Source organism: Lacrimispora sp., from assembly GCF_046972725.1.
In the GTDB taxonomy this organism is placed as follows: Bacteria; Bacillota; Clostridia; order Lachnospirales; family Lachnospiraceae; genus Lacrimispora.
In genome coordinates this window covers 1,513,945-1,536,273 of sequence record NZ_JBKVXF010000001.1, presented here as the reverse complement: position 1 = coordinate 1,536,273, position 22,329 = coordinate 1,513,945, and the positions used below count along the sequence as shown (strand labels likewise).

Annotated in this window: 25 protein-coding genes; 15 read left to right on the top strand and 10 right to left on the bottom strand. The window is 43.1% G+C overall.

Going from position 1 to position 22,329, the window contains the following annotated elements; genetic code table 11:
* Positions 1–11 precede the first annotated feature (11 nt).
* The 6 genes from ACLTWA_RS07310 to ACLTWA_RS07285 all read left to right on the top strand — a co-directional run bounded on the left by ACLTWA_RS07310 (position 12) and on the right by ACLTWA_RS07285 (position 3,824).
* Positions 12–470, top strand: coding sequence for a divergent PAP2 family protein (locus ACLTWA_RS07310; RefSeq protein WP_412326953.1), 459 nt, complete (start codon positions 12–14; stop codon positions 468–470).
* Positions 471–581: 111 nt separating this feature from the next.
* A complete protein-coding gene (locus ACLTWA_RS07305; protein ID WP_412326952.1) occupies positions 582–1,139 on the top strand; it encodes a putative ABC transporter permease in 558 nt (185 codons plus the stop codon).
* A gap of 55 nt (positions 1,140–1,194) precedes the next feature.
* Positions 1,195–1,794, top strand: coding sequence for a Maf family protein (locus tag ACLTWA_RS07300; protein ID WP_412326951.1), 600 nt, complete (start codon positions 1,195–1,197; stop codon positions 1,792–1,794).
* On the top strand, positions 1,787–2,572 hold the full coding sequence (locus ACLTWA_RS07295; protein WP_412326950.1) for a Cof-type HAD-IIB family hydrolase: 786 nt from the start codon (positions 1,787–1,789) through the stop codon (positions 2,570–2,572). The genes ACLTWA_RS07300 and ACLTWA_RS07295 overlap by 8 nt, the downstream gene beginning before the upstream one ends.
* Before the next feature lie 19 nt (positions 2,573–2,591).
* Positions 2,592–3,560, top strand: a complete 969-nt coding sequence (locus ACLTWA_RS07290; RefSeq protein WP_412326949.1) for a peptidylprolyl isomerase — start codon at positions 2,592–2,594, stop codon at positions 3,558–3,560.
* An 18-nt stretch (positions 3,561–3,578) separates the two neighbouring features.
* A complete protein-coding gene (locus ACLTWA_RS07285; protein WP_412326948.1) occupies positions 3,579–3,824 on the top strand; it encodes a hypothetical protein in 246 nt (81 codons plus the stop codon).
* Between the two features lie 73 nt (positions 3,825–3,897).
* Here ACLTWA_RS07285 and ACLTWA_RS07280 read toward each other — a convergent pair whose 3' ends face one another.
* Positions 3,898–5,184 (bottom strand): M18 family aminopeptidase, encoded by a 1,287-nt coding sequence (locus ACLTWA_RS07280; RefSeq protein WP_412326947.1) that lies wholly within the window; start codon positions 5,182–5,184, stop codon positions 3,898–3,900.
* A 156-nt stretch (positions 5,185–5,340) separates the two neighbouring features.
* Between ACLTWA_RS07280 and ACLTWA_RS07275 the strand changes: the two genes are divergently transcribed.
* The 4 genes from ACLTWA_RS07275 (at position 5,341) to ACLTWA_RS07260 (ending at position 10,480) form a co-directional block, all read left to right on the top strand.
* Positions 5,341–5,838 carry a DUF5721 family protein gene (locus tag ACLTWA_RS07275; protein ID WP_412327198.1) on the top strand — a complete coding sequence of 166 codons (498 nt, stop codon included), beginning with the start codon at positions 5,341–5,343 and terminating at the stop codon, positions 5,836–5,838.
* Positions 5,839–5,994: 156 nt separating this feature from the next.
* On the top strand, positions 5,995–7,992 hold the full coding sequence (gene htpG, locus ACLTWA_RS07270) for a molecular chaperone HtpG (protein WP_412326946.1): 1,998 nt from the start codon (positions 5,995–5,997) through the stop codon (positions 7,990–7,992).
* Positions 7,993–8,144: 152 nt separating this feature from the next.
* A complete protein-coding gene (locus ACLTWA_RS07265; RefSeq protein ID WP_412326945.1) occupies positions 8,145–8,987 on the top strand; it encodes a DegV family protein in 843 nt (280 codons plus the stop codon).
* A gap of 314 nt (positions 8,988–9,301) precedes the next feature.
* Positions 9,302–10,480 (top strand): CapA family protein, encoded by a 1,179-nt coding sequence (locus ACLTWA_RS07260; RefSeq protein ID WP_412326943.1) that lies wholly within the window; start codon positions 9,302–9,304, stop codon positions 10,478–10,480.
* On the opposite strand, the gene ACLTWA_RS07255 is transcribed toward ACLTWA_RS07260, so the two are convergent.
* Positions 10,481–11,425: a TIGR01212 family radical SAM protein gene (locus ACLTWA_RS07255; RefSeq protein ID WP_412326941.1), complete on the bottom strand. Its 945-nt coding sequence runs from the start codon at positions 11,423–11,425 to the stop codon at positions 10,481–10,483. It lies immediately after the preceding gene.
* A gap of 174 nt (positions 11,426–11,599) precedes the next feature.
* Between ACLTWA_RS07255 and ACLTWA_RS07250 the strand changes: the two genes are divergently transcribed.
* Together ACLTWA_RS07250 and ACLTWA_RS07245 are read left to right on the top strand one after the other, a co-directional pair.
* Entirely contained in the window at positions 11,600–12,898 is a 1,299-nt protein-coding gene (locus ACLTWA_RS07250; RefSeq protein ID WP_412326939.1) for a galactokinase, read from the top strand.
* 83 nt (positions 12,899–12,981) lie between these two features.
* A complete protein-coding gene (locus ACLTWA_RS07245; RefSeq protein ID WP_412326938.1) occupies positions 12,982–13,629 on the top strand; it encodes an AAA family ATPase in 648 nt (215 codons plus the stop codon).
* 77 nt (positions 13,630–13,706) lie between these two features.
* On the opposite strand, the gene ACLTWA_RS07240 is transcribed toward ACLTWA_RS07245, so the two are convergent.
* Genes ACLTWA_RS07240 through ACLTWA_RS07230 form a run of 3 tightly spaced genes read right to left on the bottom strand, consistent with a single transcriptional unit; the run spans position 13,707 to position 15,029 of the window.
* A complete protein-coding gene (locus ACLTWA_RS07240; protein ID WP_412326937.1) occupies positions 13,707–13,997 on the bottom strand; it encodes a putative quinol monooxygenase in 291 nt (96 codons plus the stop codon).
* 20 nt (positions 13,998–14,017) lie between these two features.
* Positions 14,018–14,527 (bottom strand): nitroreductase family protein, encoded by a 510-nt coding sequence (locus ACLTWA_RS07235; RefSeq protein WP_412326936.1) that lies wholly within the window; start codon positions 14,525–14,527, stop codon positions 14,018–14,020.
* Positions 14,511–15,029, bottom strand: a complete 519-nt coding sequence (locus ACLTWA_RS07230; protein WP_412326935.1) for a MarR family winged helix-turn-helix transcriptional regulator — start codon at positions 15,027–15,029, stop codon at positions 14,511–14,513. Before ACLTWA_RS07230 ends, ACLTWA_RS07235 begins: the two co-directional genes overlap by 17 nt.
* A gap of 156 nt (positions 15,030–15,185) precedes the next feature.
* Here ACLTWA_RS07230 and ACLTWA_RS07225 point away from each other — a divergent pair, with 156 nt between their 5' ends.
* Both ACLTWA_RS07225 and ACLTWA_RS07220 read left to right on the top strand, forming a co-directional pair.
* A complete protein-coding gene (locus tag ACLTWA_RS07225; protein ID WP_412326934.1) occupies positions 15,186–15,731 on the top strand; it encodes a glutathione peroxidase in 546 nt (181 codons plus the stop codon).
* Between the two features lie 39 nt (positions 15,732–15,770).
* On the top strand, positions 15,771–16,214 hold the full coding sequence (locus ACLTWA_RS07220; protein ID WP_412326933.1) for a MarR family winged helix-turn-helix transcriptional regulator: 444 nt from the start codon (positions 15,771–15,773) through the stop codon (positions 16,212–16,214).
* Positions 16,215–16,297: 83 nt separating this feature from the next.
* On the opposite strand, the gene ACLTWA_RS07215 is transcribed toward ACLTWA_RS07220, so the two are convergent.
* Positions 16,298–17,653: an FAD-dependent oxidoreductase gene (locus tag ACLTWA_RS07215; protein WP_412326932.1), complete on the bottom strand. Its 1,356-nt coding sequence runs from the start codon at positions 17,651–17,653 to the stop codon at positions 16,298–16,300.
* Positions 17,654–17,756: 103 nt separating this feature from the next.
* Positions 17,757–18,371 carry a Type 1 glutamine amidotransferase-like domain-containing protein gene (locus ACLTWA_RS07210; protein WP_412326931.1) on the bottom strand — a complete coding sequence of 205 codons (615 nt, stop codon included), beginning with the start codon at positions 18,369–18,371 and terminating at the stop codon, positions 17,757–17,759.
* Positions 18,372–18,467: 96 nt separating this feature from the next.
* On the opposite strand from ACLTWA_RS07210, the gene ACLTWA_RS07205 reads away from it, so the two are divergent.
* The gene (locus ACLTWA_RS07205; RefSeq protein WP_412326930.1) at positions 18,468–19,400 is read left to right on the top strand and encodes a helix-turn-helix transcriptional regulator; all 933 of its coding nucleotides are present in this window, start codon (positions 18,468–18,470) and stop codon (positions 19,398–19,400) included.
* A gap of 37 nt (positions 19,401–19,437) precedes the next feature.
* Here the strand turns inward: ACLTWA_RS07205 and ACLTWA_RS07200 are convergent, their stop codons facing one another.
* From ACLTWA_RS07200 to ACLTWA_RS07190, 3 genes are all read right to left on the bottom strand, one after another.
* Entirely contained in the window at positions 19,438–20,397 is a 960-nt protein-coding gene (locus ACLTWA_RS07200) for an arsenic resistance protein (RefSeq protein ID WP_412326929.1), read from the bottom strand.
* Between the two features lie 196 nt (positions 20,398–20,593).
* Positions 20,594–21,343: an MBL fold metallo-hydrolase gene (locus tag ACLTWA_RS07195; protein WP_412326928.1), complete on the bottom strand. Its 750-nt coding sequence runs from the start codon at positions 21,341–21,343 to the stop codon at positions 20,594–20,596.
* Positions 21,344–21,391: 48 nt separating this feature from the next.
* Positions 21,392–21,865, bottom strand: a complete 474-nt coding sequence (locus ACLTWA_RS07190; RefSeq protein ID WP_412326926.1) for a glutathione peroxidase — start codon at positions 21,863–21,865, stop codon at positions 21,392–21,394.
* Positions 21,866–22,329 lie beyond the last annotated feature (464 nt).

The following is a 22,329-nucleotide window of genomic DNA, read 5'->3' as shown; positions in this document are numbered from 1 at the left end:
TGGAGGAAACCATGAAATATTGGGATGATATACTAGGGAACCAGGTTTTGATGAGTGCCGTAGCCGGGTGGATGGTAGCCCAGGTGCTAAAGACGCTCATCGATCTGGCCCTTAACAAAAATTTCAATCCGGAGAGGCTTGTGGGATCCGGAGGAATGCCCAGTTCCCACTCCTCAACGGTTTGTGCACTGACAACCGCCGCCAGCTACCGCTATGGTGCCGGTTCTTTTGAATTTGCGGTTTGTTTTGTCCTTTCCATGATCGTCATGTACGATGCCATGGGAGTCCGGAGAGAGACCGGAAGACAGGCGAAATTATTAAATAGCATATTGATGGAAAATCCTTTAAAGCTTAAAGGGGAACTGATTCAGGAAACATTAAAAGAATATGTGGGGCATACTCCTCTCCAGGTGGCAGCGGGAGCAATTCTTGGCATATTGCTTGCGATTTTCATGGGACAATTTTATTAATAAAACGAAAATCTTTCTGTGAATCGTAAGAAAATAGTCCTTGATTTCTTAAGATATCCATATTATACTTTAACAAGTTCAAAATTTGTCATATTTGGAGGTAAAATGGGTATGTCGGTTTATCATAGGATCATATGCTTTTTCCTGTTCAGCTTTCTTGGATACCTTCTGGAATGTGTTGTACTTAGTTATGAGAATAAAAAAATTGTGATCAATCGAGGATTCGGACACGGACCATTCTGTATCATATATGGATTTGGAGCTATGGGAGCCATGATTTTGTTAAAACCGCTTTCAGATAATCTGATTCTTCTTTATTTTGCGTCAGCCACCATGGCTACGTTTATGGAGCTGGTTACTGCGCGTATGATGATTAAACTGTTTGGTTCTTTCTGGTGGGATTACAGCCGGAAGGCATTTAATTATCAAGGGATCATCTGTCTGGAAAGTACGGTTGCATGGGGATTTTTAGGAATTTTCTATTTCCGCTTCCTTCATGGATTTGTGAATCAGATGGCCGGAATTGTTCCGGAGCAGCGGGTGCGTATGGTGGCATTAAGTCTTTTGGCATTTTATGTTGCTGATTTTATATATACCATGAAACTGCAGCTTAAGTCCGCTTGTGAAGAGGACGATACAACAATGATTGGACGTCTGAAAGTATATTGATGAATGGCGGGATTCGATTCGGGTCCCGCTTATTTGTTTTACAGAAAGGATGCATATGGACAAAAAGATAAAACTCGTATTGGCTTCGGCTTCTCCAAGAAGAAAAGAACTTCTGACTCAGATCGGATTCGTACCTGAAATCGTTCCCAGCACCATAGAAGAAATCATAACTTCAAGGAATCCGGAAGCTGTTGTAATGGAGCTGTCCCTTCAAAAGGCCAGAGATGTGGCAGGCAGACAGGAGAAGGGAACCTGTGTGATTGGCGCGGATACCGTAGTTGCAGTGAGCGGACAAATCCTTGGAAAACCGGCCAGCCATGAAGAGGCGTACCGGATGATTTCCATGCTGCAGGGAAGAACCCATCAGGTATATACGGGAGTCACACTGATTGATTGTGGACAGACAGGCAGTACAGTCAGGACCTTTGTGGAAAAGACAGACGTTTCCGTTTATCCCATGTCAGAACCAGAGATAAAAAGCTATGCGGCTGACGAGGATCCGATGGATAAAGCAGGAGCATATGGGATTCAGGGAAAATTTGCAGCTTTTATCAAAGGGATTGACGGCGATTATAATAATGTAGTAGGATTGCCGGTAGGAAGAGTATACCAGGAGTTGAAGCAGTTGTTTGAACAGGAGGAAGAGGATGATTAAACTGATTGCATCGGATATTGATGGAACTCTGGTGACGGATGGAAGCAATCAAGTAAATCCGGAACTTTTTGATGTGATTTTAAAGCTTCGGGCCAAAGGAATCCAGTTTGCAGCAGCAAGCGGACGCCAGTGGGCCAGCATTGAATCCATATTTGACCCAATCAAAGAAAAGATATTTTATCTTTCTGACAACGGGGCTTATGTAGGGTGTCACGGAAGAAATCTGTTTATCAATACCATCGAGCGTCAGACTGTTATGGATATGGTCCGGGAAGTGCGCAGAACAGAAGGACTTGAGGTCATGGTCAGCGGGCCGGATGTTGTGTATCTGGAGACAAAAGACCAGGAGTTTTTGGACTGGCTCATTAACGGATATAAGTTCAGGGTCCAGTGTGTGGATGATTTAACAAAAGTGAATTCAGAGTTTATTAAGGTTTCCGTATACCGCAAGTCAGATGTGGAGTCCTATACCAAAGCCCTTCGCGGGGCATTTTCGGATCGTCTTAAGATAACCATAGCAGGGGATATGTGGATGGACTGCATGAAGCCGGGGATCAATAAAGGACAGGCGGTTAAGCTTCTCCAGGACAGTCTGGGAATTAAGCCGGAGGAGACTATGGCTTTTGGCGACCAGCTCAATGACATCGAGATGCTGAATCAGGCCTATTACAGCTATGCAGTGGGAAATGCCAGAAAAGAAGTTAAGGCGGCGGCAAGATTCCAGACAGACTTAAATGTCAATCATGGAGTTTTAAAAATACTGAAGCTGCTTTTGTAGCATGGAAAGAGGGAAGTTCGTGAAAGTTGGAATAAGACATGGGAGAATTCTCTTATTGGCGGCGGCTTTAATGGCTCTTCTCACAGGCTGTAAAGCTGAAATCCCCATTGTTTCCGAGATAACAGAAACCAAAGCATATACCCTGCCTCAGTCCATGATTATCGTTGCTACTGAGCGGAACCGGTATCAGAAGATATATACCAGTCAGATCTGGGGGGTAAAGCTGCCGGGGGACCGGAATTTTGAAACCTATCTGGTGGATCAGGTAAAAGAATTTCTTCATGAGATGAAAATGATGAACCTTCTGGCAAGGGAAAAGGGTGTGACTTTAACCAGCGTGGAGAAGGAAGACGTGCGGAAGGCATCGGATGAGTACTTTGCATCTTTGACAGAAGATGATATTGCCTATATGGGGATTACGCAAGACGACGTCAGAACCATGTATGGAGAATATCTCCTGTCTAATAAAGTGGTAACGGAGCTGACAAAGGATATGAATCTGGAGATCAGCGACAGTGAGGCAAAGGTGATCACCGTGGACCAGATCGTCCTGACGGATAAGGCCGAGGCTGATGAGGTACTCTCAAAGGCAACCGAAGAGGGAGCCGATTTTTCTGCTCTGGCAAGGGAGTATTCCAAAGATACTGCAATGGAACGTCATATCGGCAGGGGAGAGGCCCCAGGCCCATATGAAGATGCGGCTTTTGCACTTTTAAAAGATGAGATCAGTCCGGTAGTGGAAGAAAATGGAACGTATTACATTATTAAATGTGTCAATGATTATGATGAGAATGCCACCCAGGAAAGAAAGTCCGGCTTATACCGGAAACGGAAAAAAGAAGCCTTTGACCAGATCTATTCCAAGTTTAAGGAAGAAAATCCGGTAACCTTCAGTGATGAAATCTGGAAAGATGTAAAATTCTCGAAAGAGGATAAAACGACTACCACCAACTTTTTTGAGATTTACAAGAAGTATTTTAATGATTGATAAAAAGGAAAGGACAGAATGCAAATGAGACAAGGAGATACAAATCGGATAAAAACCCGGAGCCGGAGGCGCAGAGTAAGCCGCAGGCATGAGATGTTTATGGGACTTTTTCTGTTTGTATTTATACTGATCCTGTTTGCCTCTGTGACGGCTGGCGGAGTGTACGGATTTCGATATTGGGAAGGAAATAAAACTTCGGGGCAGCCACTGGAAACCAGCCGGGAAGTGGTGCCGGAAACCATGCAGAATCATAATCAGGATTGATAATATAAGATGCCGCAGAGTGATTGTCATAAATCACGCTGCGGCATCTTTTATATTTCGCAAAAGCCTTTTCTTATGCCTGGAAAAATGCCTCAGCCAGTGTTACAAGTGCTTCCTGGTCGGCGGTTCCCATTACCTCTCTTGCAGAGTGCATGGCAAGAACAGGCACGCCCACATCAACGGTACGCATGGTCAAAAGGGCAGAAGAGATACTTCCAAGGGTGGAGCCGCCTTTGACGTCGGAACGGTTTGAGAACTTTTTGTAAGGAATCTTGCCGGCGCGGCAGATGCCTTCAATGACGGCTGTGCTGGCAGCATCGGTGGCATAAGCCTGGCTGGAAGCAAGCTTTATGGCAACACCGTCTCCCATAAGAATCTGATTCTTGATGTCGCATTTTTCCCCGTGGTTTGGATGGATGGCGTGAGCCACGTCCATGGAAAGAAGGAAGCCGCTTAAAAGTCCGTTTAAAAATGCTTCCCTGTTATAACCAAGAGATAAAAAGATCTTTTCAAGTATATGCTCTGTCAGTGCAGAAGCAGCGCCCTGCTTGGTATGGCTTCCGATCTCTTCGTTGTCGAAAAGGGCAACCGCATGAATGCCGGTCTTGCATGTACTGTTTATAATGCCGCTTAAACAGGCCTGTACGGAAGTTATATTATCCAGACGGGGCGCAGAGTAAAATTCCTCCTGTAAACCTAACAGGCAGCCGGATTCATAATTATAGATATTAATTTCATAATCCAGAATGTCTTCTTTTTTTACGCCTGCTTCTTTTGCAAGTGCATCTAAGAAAAAGTCTTTACGGTTTAATTCGTCAGTGATTCTTGTAAGGAGAGGAAGCATGTCGATCTGGGGATTGACTGCAACACCCTCATTGGCATTCCGGTTCATGTGAATGGCCAGGTTTGGAATGGTAAGGAGGGGGCGGGCAAAGTCCACAAATATGGTCTTTGGTTCCATGAGAGAGGAGCCGGCAACGGATACCTTTCCAGCCATGGACAGAGGGCGGTCAAACCATGTGCCAAGGAGCGGTCCTCCATATACCTCCACATTAAGCTTTCCATAGTCAAGAGAAGTGACCTCCGGGGAAGGCTTTACCTTTAAGCACGGCCAGTCGGTGTGGGATGCGGCCAGCTTAAGGGAAGGCGCATCTCCCGGTTCTTCTCCGACACGGAATGCAATCAGGGTGGAGTCAAATACGTTTATGTAATAGGATTCTCCTTTTTGAAGCTTCCAGGGCGCCGACAGCGGCAATTCCTGAAAGCCGGCAGATGACAGCTGTTCTGAAGCTGCCATGATGCAGTGGTAAGGAGAAACGGATGCTGCGATCAGTGAATCTAACTGTTTGATGTAATTCATATGTTTTCCTCTTTTCTTAACTTCCGTTTTGCTTCCATTTGGAAACCGGTCATTTTATTATATCATAGAAAAACACCGCTGGGAATCCTTCGTTGACAGTAGAGAACATTCCGTTGTATAGTAAACGGAGAACGATATCGAATGGGAGAAACGGCAATGATTTCTGTAAAAATTGAGGATATGAAATCCTTTACCTCCAAATTATTTGTAGGGGAAGTGTTTGACCAGTTTCTGGTAAAGGAAGCTTCCATCTCTACGTATAATACATTTACCATAGACGGAACCATAAAAAGCGGTTATTACTCCAGGGAGGAGATGGAAGAACTCCGCATTGGGGCCTTATCTTCCTGGTCAGCCATAAAACCATTCTGCTTTTCTTTAATCAAAGGCAAACGGCTGCCTGTAAGCTTCCGGATTATTATGCTGATGCCGGAAGATGGGACCGAACGCTTTCTGGCATCAAGGAATATTGGAATATCCAGAGAACAGGTCAAGGGGTTATATGTGAATATCCGTTATGAAGAGGAAAAGCTCACCTGTGTGACAGGAACTTCGGTTTCTGTATTTACTTTGGACAAGACGCTTGATGAGGAATGGGACCAGGGGTTTAAAGCATTTTTAAAACACAATCAGATTCCTTTCATGGAAGAATAAAATTATTAGCACTCAATGAAAATGAGTGCTGATTTTCTATTGACTTTTTTAGAACTGCGTATTAAAATACTCATTGCAGGTAAATTTGTGAGAATTCCATGAGGATCATGGAACTGATATAGAGTAAAGAATAAAAATAGCGAGGAGTGTTCTGATATGGCAAAAAAAGGAAGTTTGACAATTAACAGCGAAAATATTTTTCCAATCATTAAAAAGTGGCTGTATTCCGACCATGACATTTTCTATCGTGAGTTGGTTTCCAATGGCTGTGATGCCATTACAAAGCTTAAAAAGCTGGAGATTATGGGAGAATGGCAGAAGCCTGAAGATTTGAAGTTTAAAATTCAGGTTACTACAGATTCCAATGAAAAGACCATTACATTCCAGGATAATGGGATTGGTATGACTATGGAAGAGGTTGACGAATACATCAACCAGATCGCATTTTCCGGCGCCCGGGATTTCCTTGAAAAGTATAAAGACAAGGCCAATGAAGACCAGATCATCGGTCATTTCGGACTTGGATTTTATTCTGCCTTCATGGTAGCGGATAAAGTTACCATTGATACCTTATCCTATAAGGAAGGGGCAGAGCCGGTACACTGGGAATCAGACGGCGGTACGGAATATGAGATGGAGCCAGGAGATAAGAAGGAACCTGGAACCATCATCAAGCTTTATCTGAATGAAGAAAGCCTGGAATTCTGTAATGAATACCGTGCAAAGGAAATTCTTGAAAAATACTGTTCCTTTATGCCGGTTGAAATCTATTTAAGCAACGCTTCCGGAGAGCCTGAATACGAGACGATTGAAAAGGATGAATTAAGGGAAACAGATACCGTTATTGAAACCATCGTAGAAGAAGCTAAGACCGAGGAAAAAGAGAACGAAAACGGCGAAAAAGAAGTTGTGGAAGTATCTCCTGCAAAAGAAAAGTATAAGATTGCCAAGCGTCCCGTTCCGGTCAATGATGTGAATCCTCTCTGGAATAAACATCCAAATGAATGTACGGACGAGGAATATAAGTCCTTCTACCGCAAGGTATTTCATGATTATAAGGAGCCTTTGTTCTGGATCCATTTAAATATGGATTATCCGTTTAACTTAAAGGGAATTCTGTACTTCCCAAAATTAAACATAAACTATGACAGCCTGGAAGGAACCATTAAGCTTTACAACAGCCAGGTATTTATTGCAGACAATATTAAAGAAGTAATTCCGGAGTTTTTAATGCTGTTAAAAGGCGTGATCGACTGTCCGGACCTTCCTTTGAATGTATCCCGCAGCGCGTTACAGAATGATGGTTTCGTAAAGAAAATCTCTGATTACATCACAAAGAAGGTGGCAGATAAGCTGACCGGTATGTTTAAGACAGACCGTGAAAATTATGAGAAATACTGGGATGACATTAATCCATTTATCAAATTCGGCTGCTTAAAAGATGAAAAGTTTGCTGAAAAGATCAATGATGCCATTCTCTTTAAAAATCTGGAAGGAAAGTATTTGACGATTTCCGATTGCCTGGAGGAAAACAAAGAGAAGCACGAAAACAAAATATTCTACATCACTGATGAGAAAGAACAGAGCCAGTATATCAACATGTTCAAGGAAGCAGGTCTTGATGCGGTTTACCTGACTCAGAATATCGACAATCCGTTTGTGGGCTATCTGGAGCAGAAGAATGAGAATGTGAAGTTCTTATGCATTAACTCTGACTTATCCGATATCTTCAAGGAAGAAGTAAGTGAAGAGGATAAAGAAGCCATGAAAGCGGACGTAGAGGCTCTGACAGAGCTGTTCCGTAAGACCCTGGGAAAAGAGAATCTGGATGTTAAGGTGGAGAAATTAAAGAACGAAAACGTTTCTTCCATGATCACTGTTTCTGAGGATTCCCGCCGTATGCAGGAGATGATGAAGATGTATACCATGCCTGGTATGGATACTTCTATGTTCGGCGGCAGTGAGACTCTGGTTCTTAACTATAACAACAAGCTGGTTCAGTATATTCTGGGACACAAAGACGGAGAGCATACCAATGCGATCTGTGAACAGCTTTATGATCTGGCAGCATTAAGCCACGGTTCCTTAACACCGGAACGCATGACGAAATTTATTGCAAGAAGCAATGATTTAATGTTAGCAATGGCAGAATAATAATTGTAAAAATACAAAGGATTTGTACGCAGGAAAACTTCCGGTACAAGTCCTTTTCTTTATTCCCCTATTGACATCTGTAACAGGTTTCTCTATAATATATGGTAATGAATACTACATGATAGGTTTCGTGTTAGGAGGAAAATAGAATTATGAGTTATAAAATTGTTGGGGACAGTTGCATCGATTTAACGGCAGACTTAAAGAAAGATCCCCACTTTCAGATAATTCCCCTTATTTTGCAGGTGGGGAACACTCAGATTATTGATGATGACACTTTTGATCAGAAAAAATTTCTGGAATTGGTAAAGAACAGCAATGAATGTCCAAAGACGGCCTGTCCTTCCCCGGAATTCTATAAAGAAGCATATGAAGGTGAAGAAGATCAGATTTTTGTTATTACATTATCGGAACATTTGAGCGGCAGCTATAACAGTGCGGTTCTGGGAAAGAAATTATATGAAGAAGAGCATGGAGATGATGGAAAGAAGATTGCTGTACTTGGTTCTGATTCCGCTTCTTCCGGGCAGTTAAACATTGCTTTATTCGTTCAGTCTCTTTGTCAGGCATCCTTGCCTTTTGAAGAGATCGAGCAAAAAGCAAGGGAGTTTATAAAGAACATGAAGACCTATTTTGTTCTGGAAAGCCTTGATATTCTGAGAAAGAACGGACGTCTTACAGGACTTCAGGCTTTTTTTGCAACGGCTCTTAATATTAAGCCTGTTATGGGGGCTGATTCCGGTGTCATTATTAAGCTGGACCAGGCAAGAGGCATTCATAAGGCTTTGATGCGTATGGTAGATATTGCTGTCAGAGAAGCCGGAGATACCAGAGATAAGGTCCTGGCGATTGCTCACTGCAATAACCTGGAACGGGCCCAGTTTGTTGAGCAGGAGATGAGAAAGCGGGCCGTATTTAAAGATGTGATTATTACTGAGACAGCGGGAGTTGCTACGGTATATGCCAGTGACGGCGGAATCGTTATGACCTTATAACAATATAAGAAGACCGTGATATAAAAAATATGAATGAATCAGGAGCCGGTTTGCGCCAGAGAGGAAGGTTTTTCTCCTCTTTGCAAAAACCGGCTCCTTTTTCCATTCATTGACAAACCTTTGGAATTTGTGTAAGATAAAAAAATGGGAATTAATTTCAAACTAATATAATGGAAAGGTTATGAAAAAGTGGAAGAGATTATGTGGATAACCTGTGTTTTGAGGTGAAAATGGGGATTTATGCCCGGAAAATGTGGAAAACATAATGAAAACAATAAAAACATGTGGAAATTATTAACAATCAGGAGGCATCAATGAAAAAAATAAATGGATGGATGAAAATTCTGCTTCTCCTTCCCGCATTGCTGTTTGTATTGCTGACCGGATGGATCGGATTAAGCGAATGGAACGAAATAAAGGGGGAGAACGGTTCATCCATTGATACAGGCAATGAGCAGAGCATGGCATCCCAGACCTTGGAACCAACCGCAGAAAGCAGGGTGGAAACAGAGGCGGAATCTCAATCTCAGGAAGAAAAGCCGGAAAACCCGTTGGTCCATCTGTTATTTGCAGGTGATATATTACTTTCTAATCATGTAACTACAGCCTATGATAAAGCAAAAGGTATTCATGGAGTCCTGGATGAAGGGTTTCTAAATGAAATCAGCCAGTCGGACATCTTTATGGCCAATGAGGAATTTCCGTTCAGTGACCGGGGAACTGCGGCGCCTGATAAGCAGTTTACTTTCCGGCTGACGCCTTCCAGAGTATCCATGATGAATGAAATCGGGGTGGACCTTGTGTCGCTTGCCAATAACCATACTCTGGATTATGGAACGGATGCCCTTATTGATACCTGCACCACACTGGATAGGGCAGGCATTCAGTATGTAGGTGCCGGTCCCAACATGGACCGGGCGAAACGGCTGGAGACCATGGTGGTAAACGAAAAAACCGTTGGATTCCTGGCCGCATCAAGGGTCTATCCGGATCCGGGCTGGGTGGCTAACAGCAAAAAGCCCGGTATGGTGAGCGGCTACGATCCTTCCATACTTCTTGAAGAAATCAGAAAAGCGGAAGCGGTCTGTGACTATCTGGTGGTCTATATCCATTGGGGAATAGAAAGAGATGAAAAGCCTCAGGAATATCAGAGAACACTGGGAAAGCAGATCCTGGATGCAGGTGCAGATATTGTGATTGGAAGCCATCCCCATGTACTGCAGGGCGTGGAGTACTATAATGGAAAGCCTATCTGTTACAGCCTTGGTAATTTTATATTCGGAAGTTCCATTCCAAAAACCGCTCTTTTGCGGGTAAATGTAAATTTTGATCAGGGAACCACAGATTTATCCCTGGTACCAGGAACTTCAAAAGCCGGATATACCAGGTCACTGACAGACGAAGGAGAAAAACAAAAATTCTACCAGTATTTTCAAAGTATCTCCTTTGGAATTACCGTAGATGAACACGGTGTGATCCATAACAATCAATAATCAGACGAGGTATCTGTCCCCCTGGCAGATGCCTTTTTCTTTTAACCGTTTTGCCAGAGTGTTCAGCACCAGTCTTTTGTTGCCGCTCCAGAGTGGGGCCAGCAGCAGCTTTTTCGGACCGTCACCGCTGATCCGGTGGATGATGACCTCCGGAGGGAGAAGTGCCAGGCAGTCGATGACCAGGTCTGTATATTCCTCCAGAGTATAGACGGGAACAAGGCCTTTCTCATAATCTTTTGCCAGGTCTGTGTTCTTTAATATGTGAAGCAGCTGAAGCTTGATTCCATCAATGCCCCGTTCTCCTAAGTGGGCCAGATAATGAATCGTCTCAAAGATCATATCCCTGCTTTCTCCTGGAAGTCCTAAGATAACATGGGCGATGACTGTTATTCCGGCCTCCTTTAGCTGGTGGTAGGCTTCTAAAAAAACGGGGAGGGAATAACCTCTCCGGATGTAGGCAGCAGTCGATTCGTGTATGGTCTGTAGTCCCAGCTCTACCCACACCGGTTTGATCTGATTCAGGGTCTTTAATAGAAGAAGAACTTCAGGAGAAAGACAGTCCGGTCTTGTAGCAATGGAAAGAACCGCCACGTCCGGATGAAGGATCGCCTGGGTAAACAGTTCTTTTAAATAAGAAACAGGGGCATAGGTATTGGTATAGGATTGAAAATACGCAATAAAACGGCCGGATCCGGCTTTTATCTTACCGCTCACCTTTTCTTTTGCTGCTTCGATTTGATCGGTGATGGAAGCGTGGGCGGAAAAAGATTCTGCAAATTCACCGGATCCACCGCCGCTGCAAAAGATACATCCTCTGTGGCCTAAAGTACCATCTCTGTTGGGGCATGTCATGCCTCCGTCCAGGGCGAGTTTATAAATCTTTTGTCCGTATTGCTGTTTCATTTCAAAGTCAAGAGAATGATAAGGTTTTTCGTTCCAGAACATGGCTGCCTCCCTGTTATTTTCATCATTTCCTTATTATAGAGTCGGCCGGGCCGGGCTGTCAAATTATTTTATAGGTTTTCGTAGAATATTGTATTGAAGAAGATTTGTATAGTATGTTATACTCGTAACAAAGATGATCTTTTGTAATTCTATGGGGAAAAGGAGAGTAAAAACATGAATATAACTGATACTATAAAGCTTCTTAAGTCTGATAATTCCAGAAAACTTATGGCTGCTTTATATGGAGAAAAGGGGATTGAAGAGAATATTGACCGTTACCAGAATCTGCTGTTGAGCTTTGAGAAAAAGTTTCCGGAGAATCAAGAGGTATTCCTGTTTTCTTCTCCCGGGCGGACGGAAATCAGCGGAAACCATACGGATCATAATCATGGAAAGGTATTGGCCGGCAGTATTAATTTAGACTGTGTAGGTGCTGCGGCTAAGAATAACAGCAAGGTTGTAAACATTGTAAGTGAAACATATAATCAGAATTTCACCATAGATTTGGAGGATTTATCTCCAAGCGATAAAAAAGCAGGAACCATTGATCTGACCAAAGGCATTCTAAAAGGCTTTCTGGAAGAAGGATATGAGATCGGGGGATTCGATGCCTACATAACTACCAATGTAATAAGCGCGGCAGGTGTCAGTTCTTCCGCTTCCTATGAGATGCTTTTATGTTCCATGATAAACACACTTTTTAACGAGGGACGTCTGAATGCGGTAAATTATGCTCATATCGGAAAGTATGCGGAGAATGTTTACTGGGCCAAGTCATCAGGTCTTCTGGATCAGATGGCCTGTGCCGTAGGCGGTCTGATTACCATTGATTTTAAGAACCCGGCGGCTCCGGCAGTAGAAAAAATTGATTTTGATTTCGCATCCCGGGATCACAGTCTGATCATTGTCAACACAGGGAAGGGACATGCGGATTTAAGCGAGGACTATTCCTTTGTTCCGGCAGAGATGAAAAAGGTGGCTGAATTTTTCGGCAAAGAAGTTTGTGCAGAGATCACAGAAGAGCAGGTGATTGAAAATCTTAATGAAGTAAGGGCTTTTGCCGGGGACCGTTCGGTCTTGCGTGCCCTTCATTTCTTTGAGGAAAATAAGCGGGTAGATGCTGAGGTAGCGGCGTTAAAGGAAGGACGGTTCGAGGATTTCTTACGTAATATTACAGCTTCCGGCAATTCCTCATGGAAATGGCTGCAGAACTGCTTTACCAACACCAGCTATCAGGAGCAGGGAATCACCATTGCACTGGCGCTTACAGAACTGTTCCTTGCAGAAAAGCACGCAGGTGCATGCCGGATTCATGGCGGCGGATTTGCCGGGGTTATCATGACCGTGCTGCCAAACAGCCTGGCAGAAGAGTATTGTTCCTACATGGAGAAAGCCTTAGGAGAGGGCAATGCATACCGGATGAGTATCAGACCTTACGGTGCGATCTGTTTTCATGAGATTGTGAACCAATAATAATTGTAAATCCTGCCATAATAGAGTACAATAGAAGAAAGTAACACAAAGAAAAGAACGTGTAACTAAAGGAGGCAGGCATTATGAAAGAGAAGCATAATCTGGTCATTACAATAGGAAGACAATACGGAAGCGGCGGACGCATGGTAGGCAAGGCACTGGCAGAAGAGTTTGGAATTAATTTCTATGATGAAGAGATTCTCACCCTCACATCGGAACAGAGTGCAGTGGGTGAAGTGTTTTTCCGGCTTGCAGATGAAAAAGCAGGGAATAATCTCCTTTACCGCATCGTAAGCGGGTTAAAGCCACAGTTAGGAAAGCCTTCTACCGATTCTGATATTGTGAAACCGGAGAATTTATTCCGTTTCCAGTCTCAGGTTATCAGAGAGCTTGCAGCGGAAGAGTCCTGCATCATCGCCGGAAGATGTGCCGATTATATCTTAAGCCGGGAAGATGTGAACGTACCTGGACTGGTTAAGATTTTTGTCTATGCGGATCAGGAGACCTTAATAAAACGAACCATGGATGTGGATAAGGTGGATGAAAAGGAAGCTGCAAAGCGAGTCAAAAAAATCAATAAGGAACGGAAGGAGTATTACCGTTATTATACCGGTGAGAACTGGGAGGACTGGAACAATTATGACCTGATCATCAATACCGGCTGCATTGATCTGGAGCAGACAGCTACTCTTATTAAGGATTATATCAAGCTGAGAGGAATTGAGTGCTAATACAGGAAACGACAATATAAAACACCTTGAAACCGGTGAATACCGGAATATCAAGGTGTTTTTTCCAATGCTTCTTTTTACATAATGGTTCTGCAGATGTGGAGTTCTGCTGGCTTTTCCGTAAAGTCGGCAGTGCTGGCCATAACTTCTTTAAAATGACTGGAGTTCATATGAGCGTTTAAAGAATCCTGGTCTTCCCATTCCTCCACCATAGTTAAGATCTGAGGATTTTTTATGTCCTGCAGAAGATCATAACGGATGCAGCCGGCATCTTTGGTTCTTGTATTTTCCACAAGGCCCTTTGCCAGATTGATAAATTCCTCTACTTTGTCAGTTTTGATGTAATTGTTTGCAATTATTTTAATCATTGTTATTCTCCCTTATTTTATTACCATTTTTCGTAATGGACTTTTTCTTCTTTGTAACGGTCTACAAATTTATTCTCCTGACCGTCCGGGTATCCGATGGATATCATGGCAAAAGGCAGGATGTAGTCCGGAAGGTCAAAGAAGGCGGTTATATTCTTTGGAACGATCTCGGTGGTGGCAACGCCGAGCCATACGCCGCCAAGCCCTAAGTGAACGGCCTCCAGAAGAATGTTCTGAGCAGCAGCTCCCATATCTTCCTCCCAGCCAAGGGCGCCAGGAACTTTTATATCATGTTTATTTGCTACTAACACAAAAGTCAAAGGAGAACCGGCAATTAATTTGGCATAAGGGGAAGTTTGGGACAGCTTCTCCAGACGCTCCTTATCCTGCACAACGATGAATTCCCATGGCTGCTGGTTCACTGCCGATGGTGCCTGCATGGCTGCACGAAGCAGTTTGTCGATTTTCTCCGGTTCCACCGGCTGATCGGTGAATTTACGAATGCTCCTTCTGTTAAAAATTTCCTGCATGGTTTGGACCTCCTGATTTGTTTTCTAAATGGTTTAAAAGTTTTCCGCTTATTTCAATAAAATGAGCGGTCTCCTCCTGGGTTAAAACTCCTTCGTATGCCTGATGGAGCTGATTCCATGATTTCATGATTTCAGCCTGCATTTTTAGTCCCTCAGAGGTAGTGTTTAAATACACCTGTTTCCCTTCTGATTGTTTTGAAACAAACCCTTTGTGCTCCAGCTTCTCAATCAGACGGGTAATGGTAGAGGGAGTTAAATGAAACGTATCTCCCAGCTCTTTCTGCATGATACCGCCGTTTGTATTGATTCGGTAAAGCAGCAGTGCATGGCTTGGAGAAAGCCCTGTTTTTGAAAATGCCTCGTCAGCGATTTTTCCTAAAGCTCTGGAAAGTTTGGCGTTGGAAAAGAATAAGCAGCTGTTTAACGTACAGGTCTGTTCTTTGGTATTGGATTTCCCGTTCAAAGCATCACCTCTCTTGTTTGTACATACAAATGTTATCATGAAATATTTTCTCTGTCAATACGGTAAAAAATTTTATGTAACTAAATTTTGTTAAATTTAATTACATAATATAATTGACATTGGGGAATAATAAGCTTATAATAAAGATGATTTTAATAAATTTAATTTTGTATAATATATTAAGGAGGTATATATATGTCTGTTTATGATTTTACAGTAAAAACAATGGATGGGAAAGAGAAGAATTTATCTGATTATTCAGGGAAAGTGTTATTAATCGTTAATACAGCTACTGCTTGCGGCTTCACTCCTCAGTATGGAGATTTGCAGGAGATTTATGAAAAGTATGCAGATAAGGGGCTGGAAATTCTTGATTTCCCATGTAACCAGTTCGGCAATCAGGCTCCTGGTGCCGATGATGAGATCCATACCTTTTGTACCGGACGATTTGGAATCACCTATCCTCAGTTCTCAAAGGTTGAAGTAAATGGAGATCAGGCGATTCCCCTTTATAAGTATCTTGTAAAGGAAAAGAATTTTGAAGGCTTTGATGCAGGACATGAGCTGACTCCTGTTCTGGAGAAGATGTTTAATGAAAAAAATCCTGATTATAAGAACGAGCCTGATATCAAATGGAATTTTACAAAGTTCCTTGTGGACCGCAAGGGAAATGTAGTGAAAAGATTTGAGCCCACGGCTGATATGAAGCTTGTGGAAGAGAGCGTAAAAGAATTATTGTAATAGATCATAGTTAAAACAGTGGGAGAACGGAGACCAGTTATGAATTACGACAAATTGAAAATAGAAAACCAGCTATGCTTTCCACTCTATGCATGTTCCCGTGAGATCGTACGAATGTATAAGCCATTTCTTGATGAGATCGGTTTGACTTATACCCAGTATATCGCCATGATGGTTCTGTGGGACAGAAAGCGGCTTACCGTAAAGCAGTTAGGAGAGATCCTTTATCTGGACAGCGGTACCCTGACCCCCCTGTTAAAAAAGATGGAAAGTGCCGGACTCCTTATCCGAAGCCGGGATAAAGCAGATGAACGAAGTGTCATCGTAGAGCTGACGGAACAGGGAGAAAACTTAAAAGAGCAGGCAGTGCACATACCGGAAAAAATTGTTCAGTGTGTGCCTCTTGAGGCTGATGAGGCAAAGCAGTTATATCAGCTTCTCTATAAGATATTGGGAAAATCCAATCGCAATCCGGACCGGTAGGAGTGCTGCAGGAGCTTTCATAATAAAGATGCGTCTTGAAACAGCTTAAAGGCTGAAACAAGACGCATTTTTTATGCAAAAGATTAACAGCATATTTTACTGCCGATTCCCTGTGGAAATGAAAAAATGTTGAGAGGATCATATCGTTCCTTTACCATCTTTAATCTGCAGGCGTTGCTGCCATAATATTCCTCGTGGCAGCGGGGAAGAGCATCGTACGGAAAGTTGACATAGGCTCCTTCGGTAATGGTTTGTAAATAGCAAAAACGGTCTGCGATCCAGGCTGAATTATCACATTTGCAGCCATCAAAAACCGTATTGAGCCAGAGAATATACTTTGCATTGCGATAGTAGAAGGCAGTTGCTTCCGGATCAACTTGAGAGACTTTGCCGCCCAGGGCGTAAAAGGACAGGGCCGCATAACTGGAACCTTGCGGACGGTCTGCAATCATTGCTGCCAGACGGCAGCTTTCGCAATCTGTAAGATCACGGAGGACAAAACGGCTTGTGGACTGGAATGCTTCATAGGGTGGATAAAAACTGCCGATGATATTGACCGCTTCCAAAAACGGCAGATATTTGAGCGTGTATTTTACTCCGCCAAGCCTTAAAAGGGGCTGTATGATCCCAAGGGCCGCTTCCGGCGGGCCATAGAAGAACCCCCGGGCAAGGATGCCAAGTCCATCTTCCCTGGAGTTAAAGATCCGGGATACCAGTGTGATTCTGGGGTCGGTATCTGTGAGCCAATCCTGCCAGATTTGAACAAAGGCAGACTGCTTTTCCTGATCGGAATCCGGGTACCGGATATCGATCAAAGTGATTTTGTCTACTTTCCCCGGAAGGCGGAAGGTCATGGATACAATGATACCAAAGTTTCCGCCGCCGCCTCCACGAAGCGCCCAGAACAAATCCGGGTTTTCGGTAGGACTGGCAGTCAGAGCCGTTCCTTCGTAATTTATCATCCGAAGCTGGGTGAGACAGTCGCATCCCAGCCCAAGGTACCGGCAGGAAAGGCCCCAGCCGCCCCCAAGGGCATAGCCGCTGACCCCAACACTGGGGCAGGTGCCTCCGGGAAAAGGATATCCCATGGAAGAGACAAATTCATATACCTGTCTGTTCTTTGCACCTCCCTGTACCGTAAGCAGATTGGCAGTTTCATCTATGGATATCTGGTTCATTTCGCTTAAATCAATGGCAAGGATATCATTTCCTGTGGAATAGCCTTCATAATTATGACCGCCGTTTCGGATACGCAGGGAGACATGATGGGATCTGGACCACAGCACGGCATTGCTGACATCCGTTTCCTTTTGACAGTAAACGATGGCCAGAGGGAATTTATTCACAGCTCTGTTGTAAACTTGTCTAAGCTCTTCATAATAAGGGTCATCTGAAGTTATTACACGACCGGTAAGACCATCGAAATCACAAATGTTCATGGTGAGTGCCTCCTTTCTTACTATCATGTTATTATAAGAAAGGGGATTTTGTGCGGCTTGTATTTTCCAGTCAGGATCTGTCGGTTAAAGTCTTCCTTTGGATTTATTCGGCAATCTGAACATCACTGCCATGAACAAGGATTACCTGAGAATTAGTGATGGGTTTTAAATCTATAGTATCTTCATATTCAGAGATGATTTTTTCCGTTTCTTTTTGGAATGGAAAGCAGCTGTAGTGGGGGACAGGATAAAAATCAATGATCTGTAACGCGTCAAAGCTTTCTAAATCGGATGCCATGCTGGGATCATCCATATCTTTTGCATATTCGATGCCGGGTGAGAGAATCATGGAACCGGCTGATTCTCCGATATAGGGTTTTCCGGACAGAATCTGTTCCTTTATGATTTGATCTGCTCCGGTCCTTTTTAGCTCCTGCAATAAAAAGAAGGTGTTGCCTCCGGTTACATATATTAAATCGTTGTTCTGCAGGCGGTTTATAATATGGGGTTGTTCTGCTGTGGATATTTCCAGTTCCTCTACCCAGAGTCCCAGCTTTTCCAGTGCCTTTTTTCCTGATTCCACATAGAAATTCACCTTTTCATGCAAGGCGGCTGTGGGAATAAATGTAACGGTTTTTCCTGCCAGATCACCGGATATAAAATCAGGAAGCAGATTTGCAGTTTCCTGAAAGGATGAAGATAAAAAAAGTTTAATCATAATATATTTCCTCCTGAATTTGATGTATTATGAGTATAACCGGATATTGGTGACATCTGTATGTCAGTCACTAAAAATAAATTTGGAGGTATTGGTGTGAAATTTGAGCGGATGCTTGCAATCGTAATGCTGCTTTTGCAGCGAAAGCAGATAACAGGAAAAGAACTGGCAGAAATGTTCGAGGTATCGGTCCGGACCATTTACCGTGATATTGAAGCTATCAGTGCAGCCGGAATACCGGTCACCACTGCTTCTGGAATCGGCGGAGGAATCGGTATTATGGAGCAGTATAAAATTGAAAAAGGGATTTTTACGGCGGATGATATCAGTACGATGCTGATGGGCCTTGGAATCGTTCATAATGCGTTGTCAGGAACGGATGTTACAAAGGTTCATGCAAAAATAAAAAGCTTTGTTCCGGAAGAATTTGCTGATGATGTGGCTTCAAAAACGGAGCAGGTCATGTTTGATCTTTCTTCCTGGATAAGAGGAAAAGATTTAAATCCAGCTCTTGATGGAGTCAAGCATGGGATGGAGGAAAAGCAGTTAATAAACTTTTTATATCTTGGCAGAAGGGGCCAGGAGCGTTTTTGCGGCATCGAACCTCACCGCCTGGTTTTTAAAGACAGCCAATGGTATTTGCAGGGCTATGTAAGTAAAAAAGAGGAATTTAAATTGTTTAAACTTCGAAGAATGTATGATGTGCATATGGAGGCGGATTCCTTTAACCGCCGGCCTCTGCCTCATCCATTTTCCGATTTCACCCATGAGATGAGCAGAAGGACATTTAAAATAAAGCTGCTGCTGGATCATTCGGCAGTTGACAAAATGCTTGATTACTGTAGTCTTGAGGATATGACAGACCTTGGAAACGGTAGATTACTTGTGGAATTTCCTTTTATAGATGATGATTATGGATATGGGATTTTATTGAGCTTTGGAAATAAACTGACCTGTGTGGAACCGGACTTTGTACGCGGGGAGCTGCAAAGGCGCCTGGAAGAGATGCTGGCACAATATAGCGTATAGTTAAGGTATCAGCCACCGGTTTGCTCCGGGAAATCTGTTATTTCATTTCCCGTTTCCGGAGAAGGAGGAGTATTCTTGTGATCAGCATCATCGCAGGAAGCTCAATGAGGGGCTCGATCACCATAATCAAATGGATGAGAGGTTCATTGGGAAAGGCCATGAGTGCGACTCCAAGTGTCATGGGAGAGTTCTTTGCAATGGTGGTCAGTGTCAGGCTGGCCCTGTCTTCATAGGAATAGCGAATGGCCTTGCCTGCGGTCTGTGCGAGCAGAAAATTAATGAGATAAAACAGCAGAACCGGGATAAGGAGGATTGCAATAACATTCAGATTTGTCAGCAGACTTTTCCCCTTTGAGGCAAACATGGCAGATATGGCCAGAGCAAGAAGCAGGGTCTGCATGGACCCCAAGCTGCTGTAAATCCGTTCTCTCTGATTGGAATTGTGTAATTTTCCTAGCAGCCATTTTCCGATTTGCGCCATAGTAAAGGGCAGAATCAGCATGATCGTCACGCTGCTTAGTACATCCGGAAGGCTGACGGTTCCGGATACGTTTCCAAAGATCAGCAGATAAACCGGAAGAAGTACTACCTGAAAGACAAGATTTACCGGAAGAACGGTTGCTGACAGAGGAACATTGCCTTTTACCATGCCCGTAAATATGAGATACCAGTCGGTACAGGGAGTAACCATCAGCATGATAAATCCCAGCTGCATAATTGGCGAATGGGACAGAAACAGTTTCCCTAAAAACCATACCAGTATGGGCGTCCAGATAAAGTTGATCACGATGGTGATGATGGAAAATGTTACATTTGAAAATGCTTTGCGGTAATCCTTTAATGGGATGTTCAAAAAAGCGCCCAACAGCATGACAAATAAAAATGGAGTTACAAAGTTACCGGCATAGGTTTCTAAAACTTTAATCTGTCCCAGCAAGAGGCCCAGAGGCATAGCTGCAAATATTATCAGGGTCTGGTATTTTTCCAGTTTAATCATTCTGTCTCCTTCGTGTGGCTGTCAGGGGGTATATTTCCAACGTATAAATGTAAAAGTGTAACAGATCTTAACGGCCTTATTATACTATGGATTTCCCTGCATTTCCATCATTCTTAGAGAAACATGGGGTTAATGACAGGAAAAATCAATAAGACTGCCGTTACGGCAGCCTTACGAAGGTGGAGCATATAAAGAATTATAATTCCATGATCTTTTTTTCTTCCAGATTGGCAAGACTTTCCGGAGTGTGGGTAGAAAGGTATACCGTTTTATGATTTTTAATAAAGGTCCGTGCTTTTGAAAGGGTTTCTTTCGCAGCTTCCAGATCTTCAAAAACCATGGATAACCGGTTTTCTCTCAGGGCTGCATCGGTATACGTAATATCTCCATGGATCAGGTAGAAGAGGCCGTCTGATTCTGCAATCACCATGCTGTTGCCTTTTGTATGTCCCGGAGCAGGAAGAAAATAGATGCCATCAGTGATTTTTTCGCTGGAAGTAAAGTTGTAATAGGGGCCATCCTTATACGTAACACGGACGATGTTGTCACCTTCCAGCTTTAAAGCGTCGGCTTCTGCCTCGGAAAGGTAAATCTTTGCGTTGGGGAAGCTTCTCAGCTCTCCGGAATGGTCCGGATGCTTATGGGTCAAAAGAATCCTGGTCACCTGTTCCGGTCCATATCCAAGCTCTGCCAAAGCGGTTAAGTAGTCATTGATCCGCTTTCCCTGATAGATTTTCTGTCCTTCTCTTGGGGGAGTGTCAGGAGTTTCTTTTGGGACTCCGGTATCTATAAGGATTACTTCTTTTCCTGTGTCAATGACGTAATTCTGCAGGCTGGAAGGATAGGTTTTTCCTTCATCAAAGATAGGTTCGCTTACTCCGCCTCCCATTGCAAATGGCTGTGTCATAAATCCGTCTCCGTATAACTTAACTGCTTTGATTTTCATGTGAATTGTTCCTTTCTATTGACCCTTTTTTATTTTATTGATGGCTCTTTATAAAAGAGCAAGAATATCTTTTTCTAATTTTTCCGGTTTATCGGTCGGAGCGTAGCGCTTTAACACTGTACCATCCCGGCTGACCAGAAATTTTGTAAAGTTCCACTTGATACCAGAACCAAGCATACCCTTCTGACAGGATTTCAAATAGGTATAAAGGGGAGATTCGTTGGCCCCGTTTACTTCGATTTTTGCAAACTGGGGAAATGAAACATGGTAAGTCAGCTGACAGAATTCATGAATTTCCTCTTCGTTACCGGGTGCCTGATGGCCGAACTGGTTGCAGGGAAAATCAAGAATCTCAAAGCCTTTGTCCTTATACTTTTTGTATAACTCTTCAAGTCCCTCATACTGGGGCGTGAATCCGCAGCCCGTGGCTGTATTTACAATGAGCAGGACCTTTCCCTGAAAATCTGACAGGGAAACCGGGTTTTGTTTCATGTCCATTACGGTAATATTGTATAGATTCATTTTGGCACCTCTCCATGTGATTTATTATTTAATACAATTGTATTGTACTCAATATAATTTGAAAAGTCAATAGTTTTTTAAAAATTTTTTTATTTCTGTCTATAAAATAGCAGGCTGTGAGAATGCGGTGTGCGGCCTTGCCCCAATCATTACAGAAGTTCCACCGTATGAAGGTAAGGAAACACATCAACAAACTATGGATTAAACGGGGGACCTGAAAATGTAAAGGGAAAACATGCGGTTTGTTCCTGTGATTAGAAAAGGAACTTGTTATATAGAAGAGTGATTCATCAATAATCAGAAGAATGTGGAGAATTATTTTAACAAAATGCAAATTATGGCGGGTTGACAGGTACTATTCCGTTTTTTTTATCATAACATAAGACAAATTGTTTTATTTGAAAGGCAGTAATATTATGGCTTCTTGTCCAAGTGGAATGTTTTCCTACACCGTTCAGGCCGGT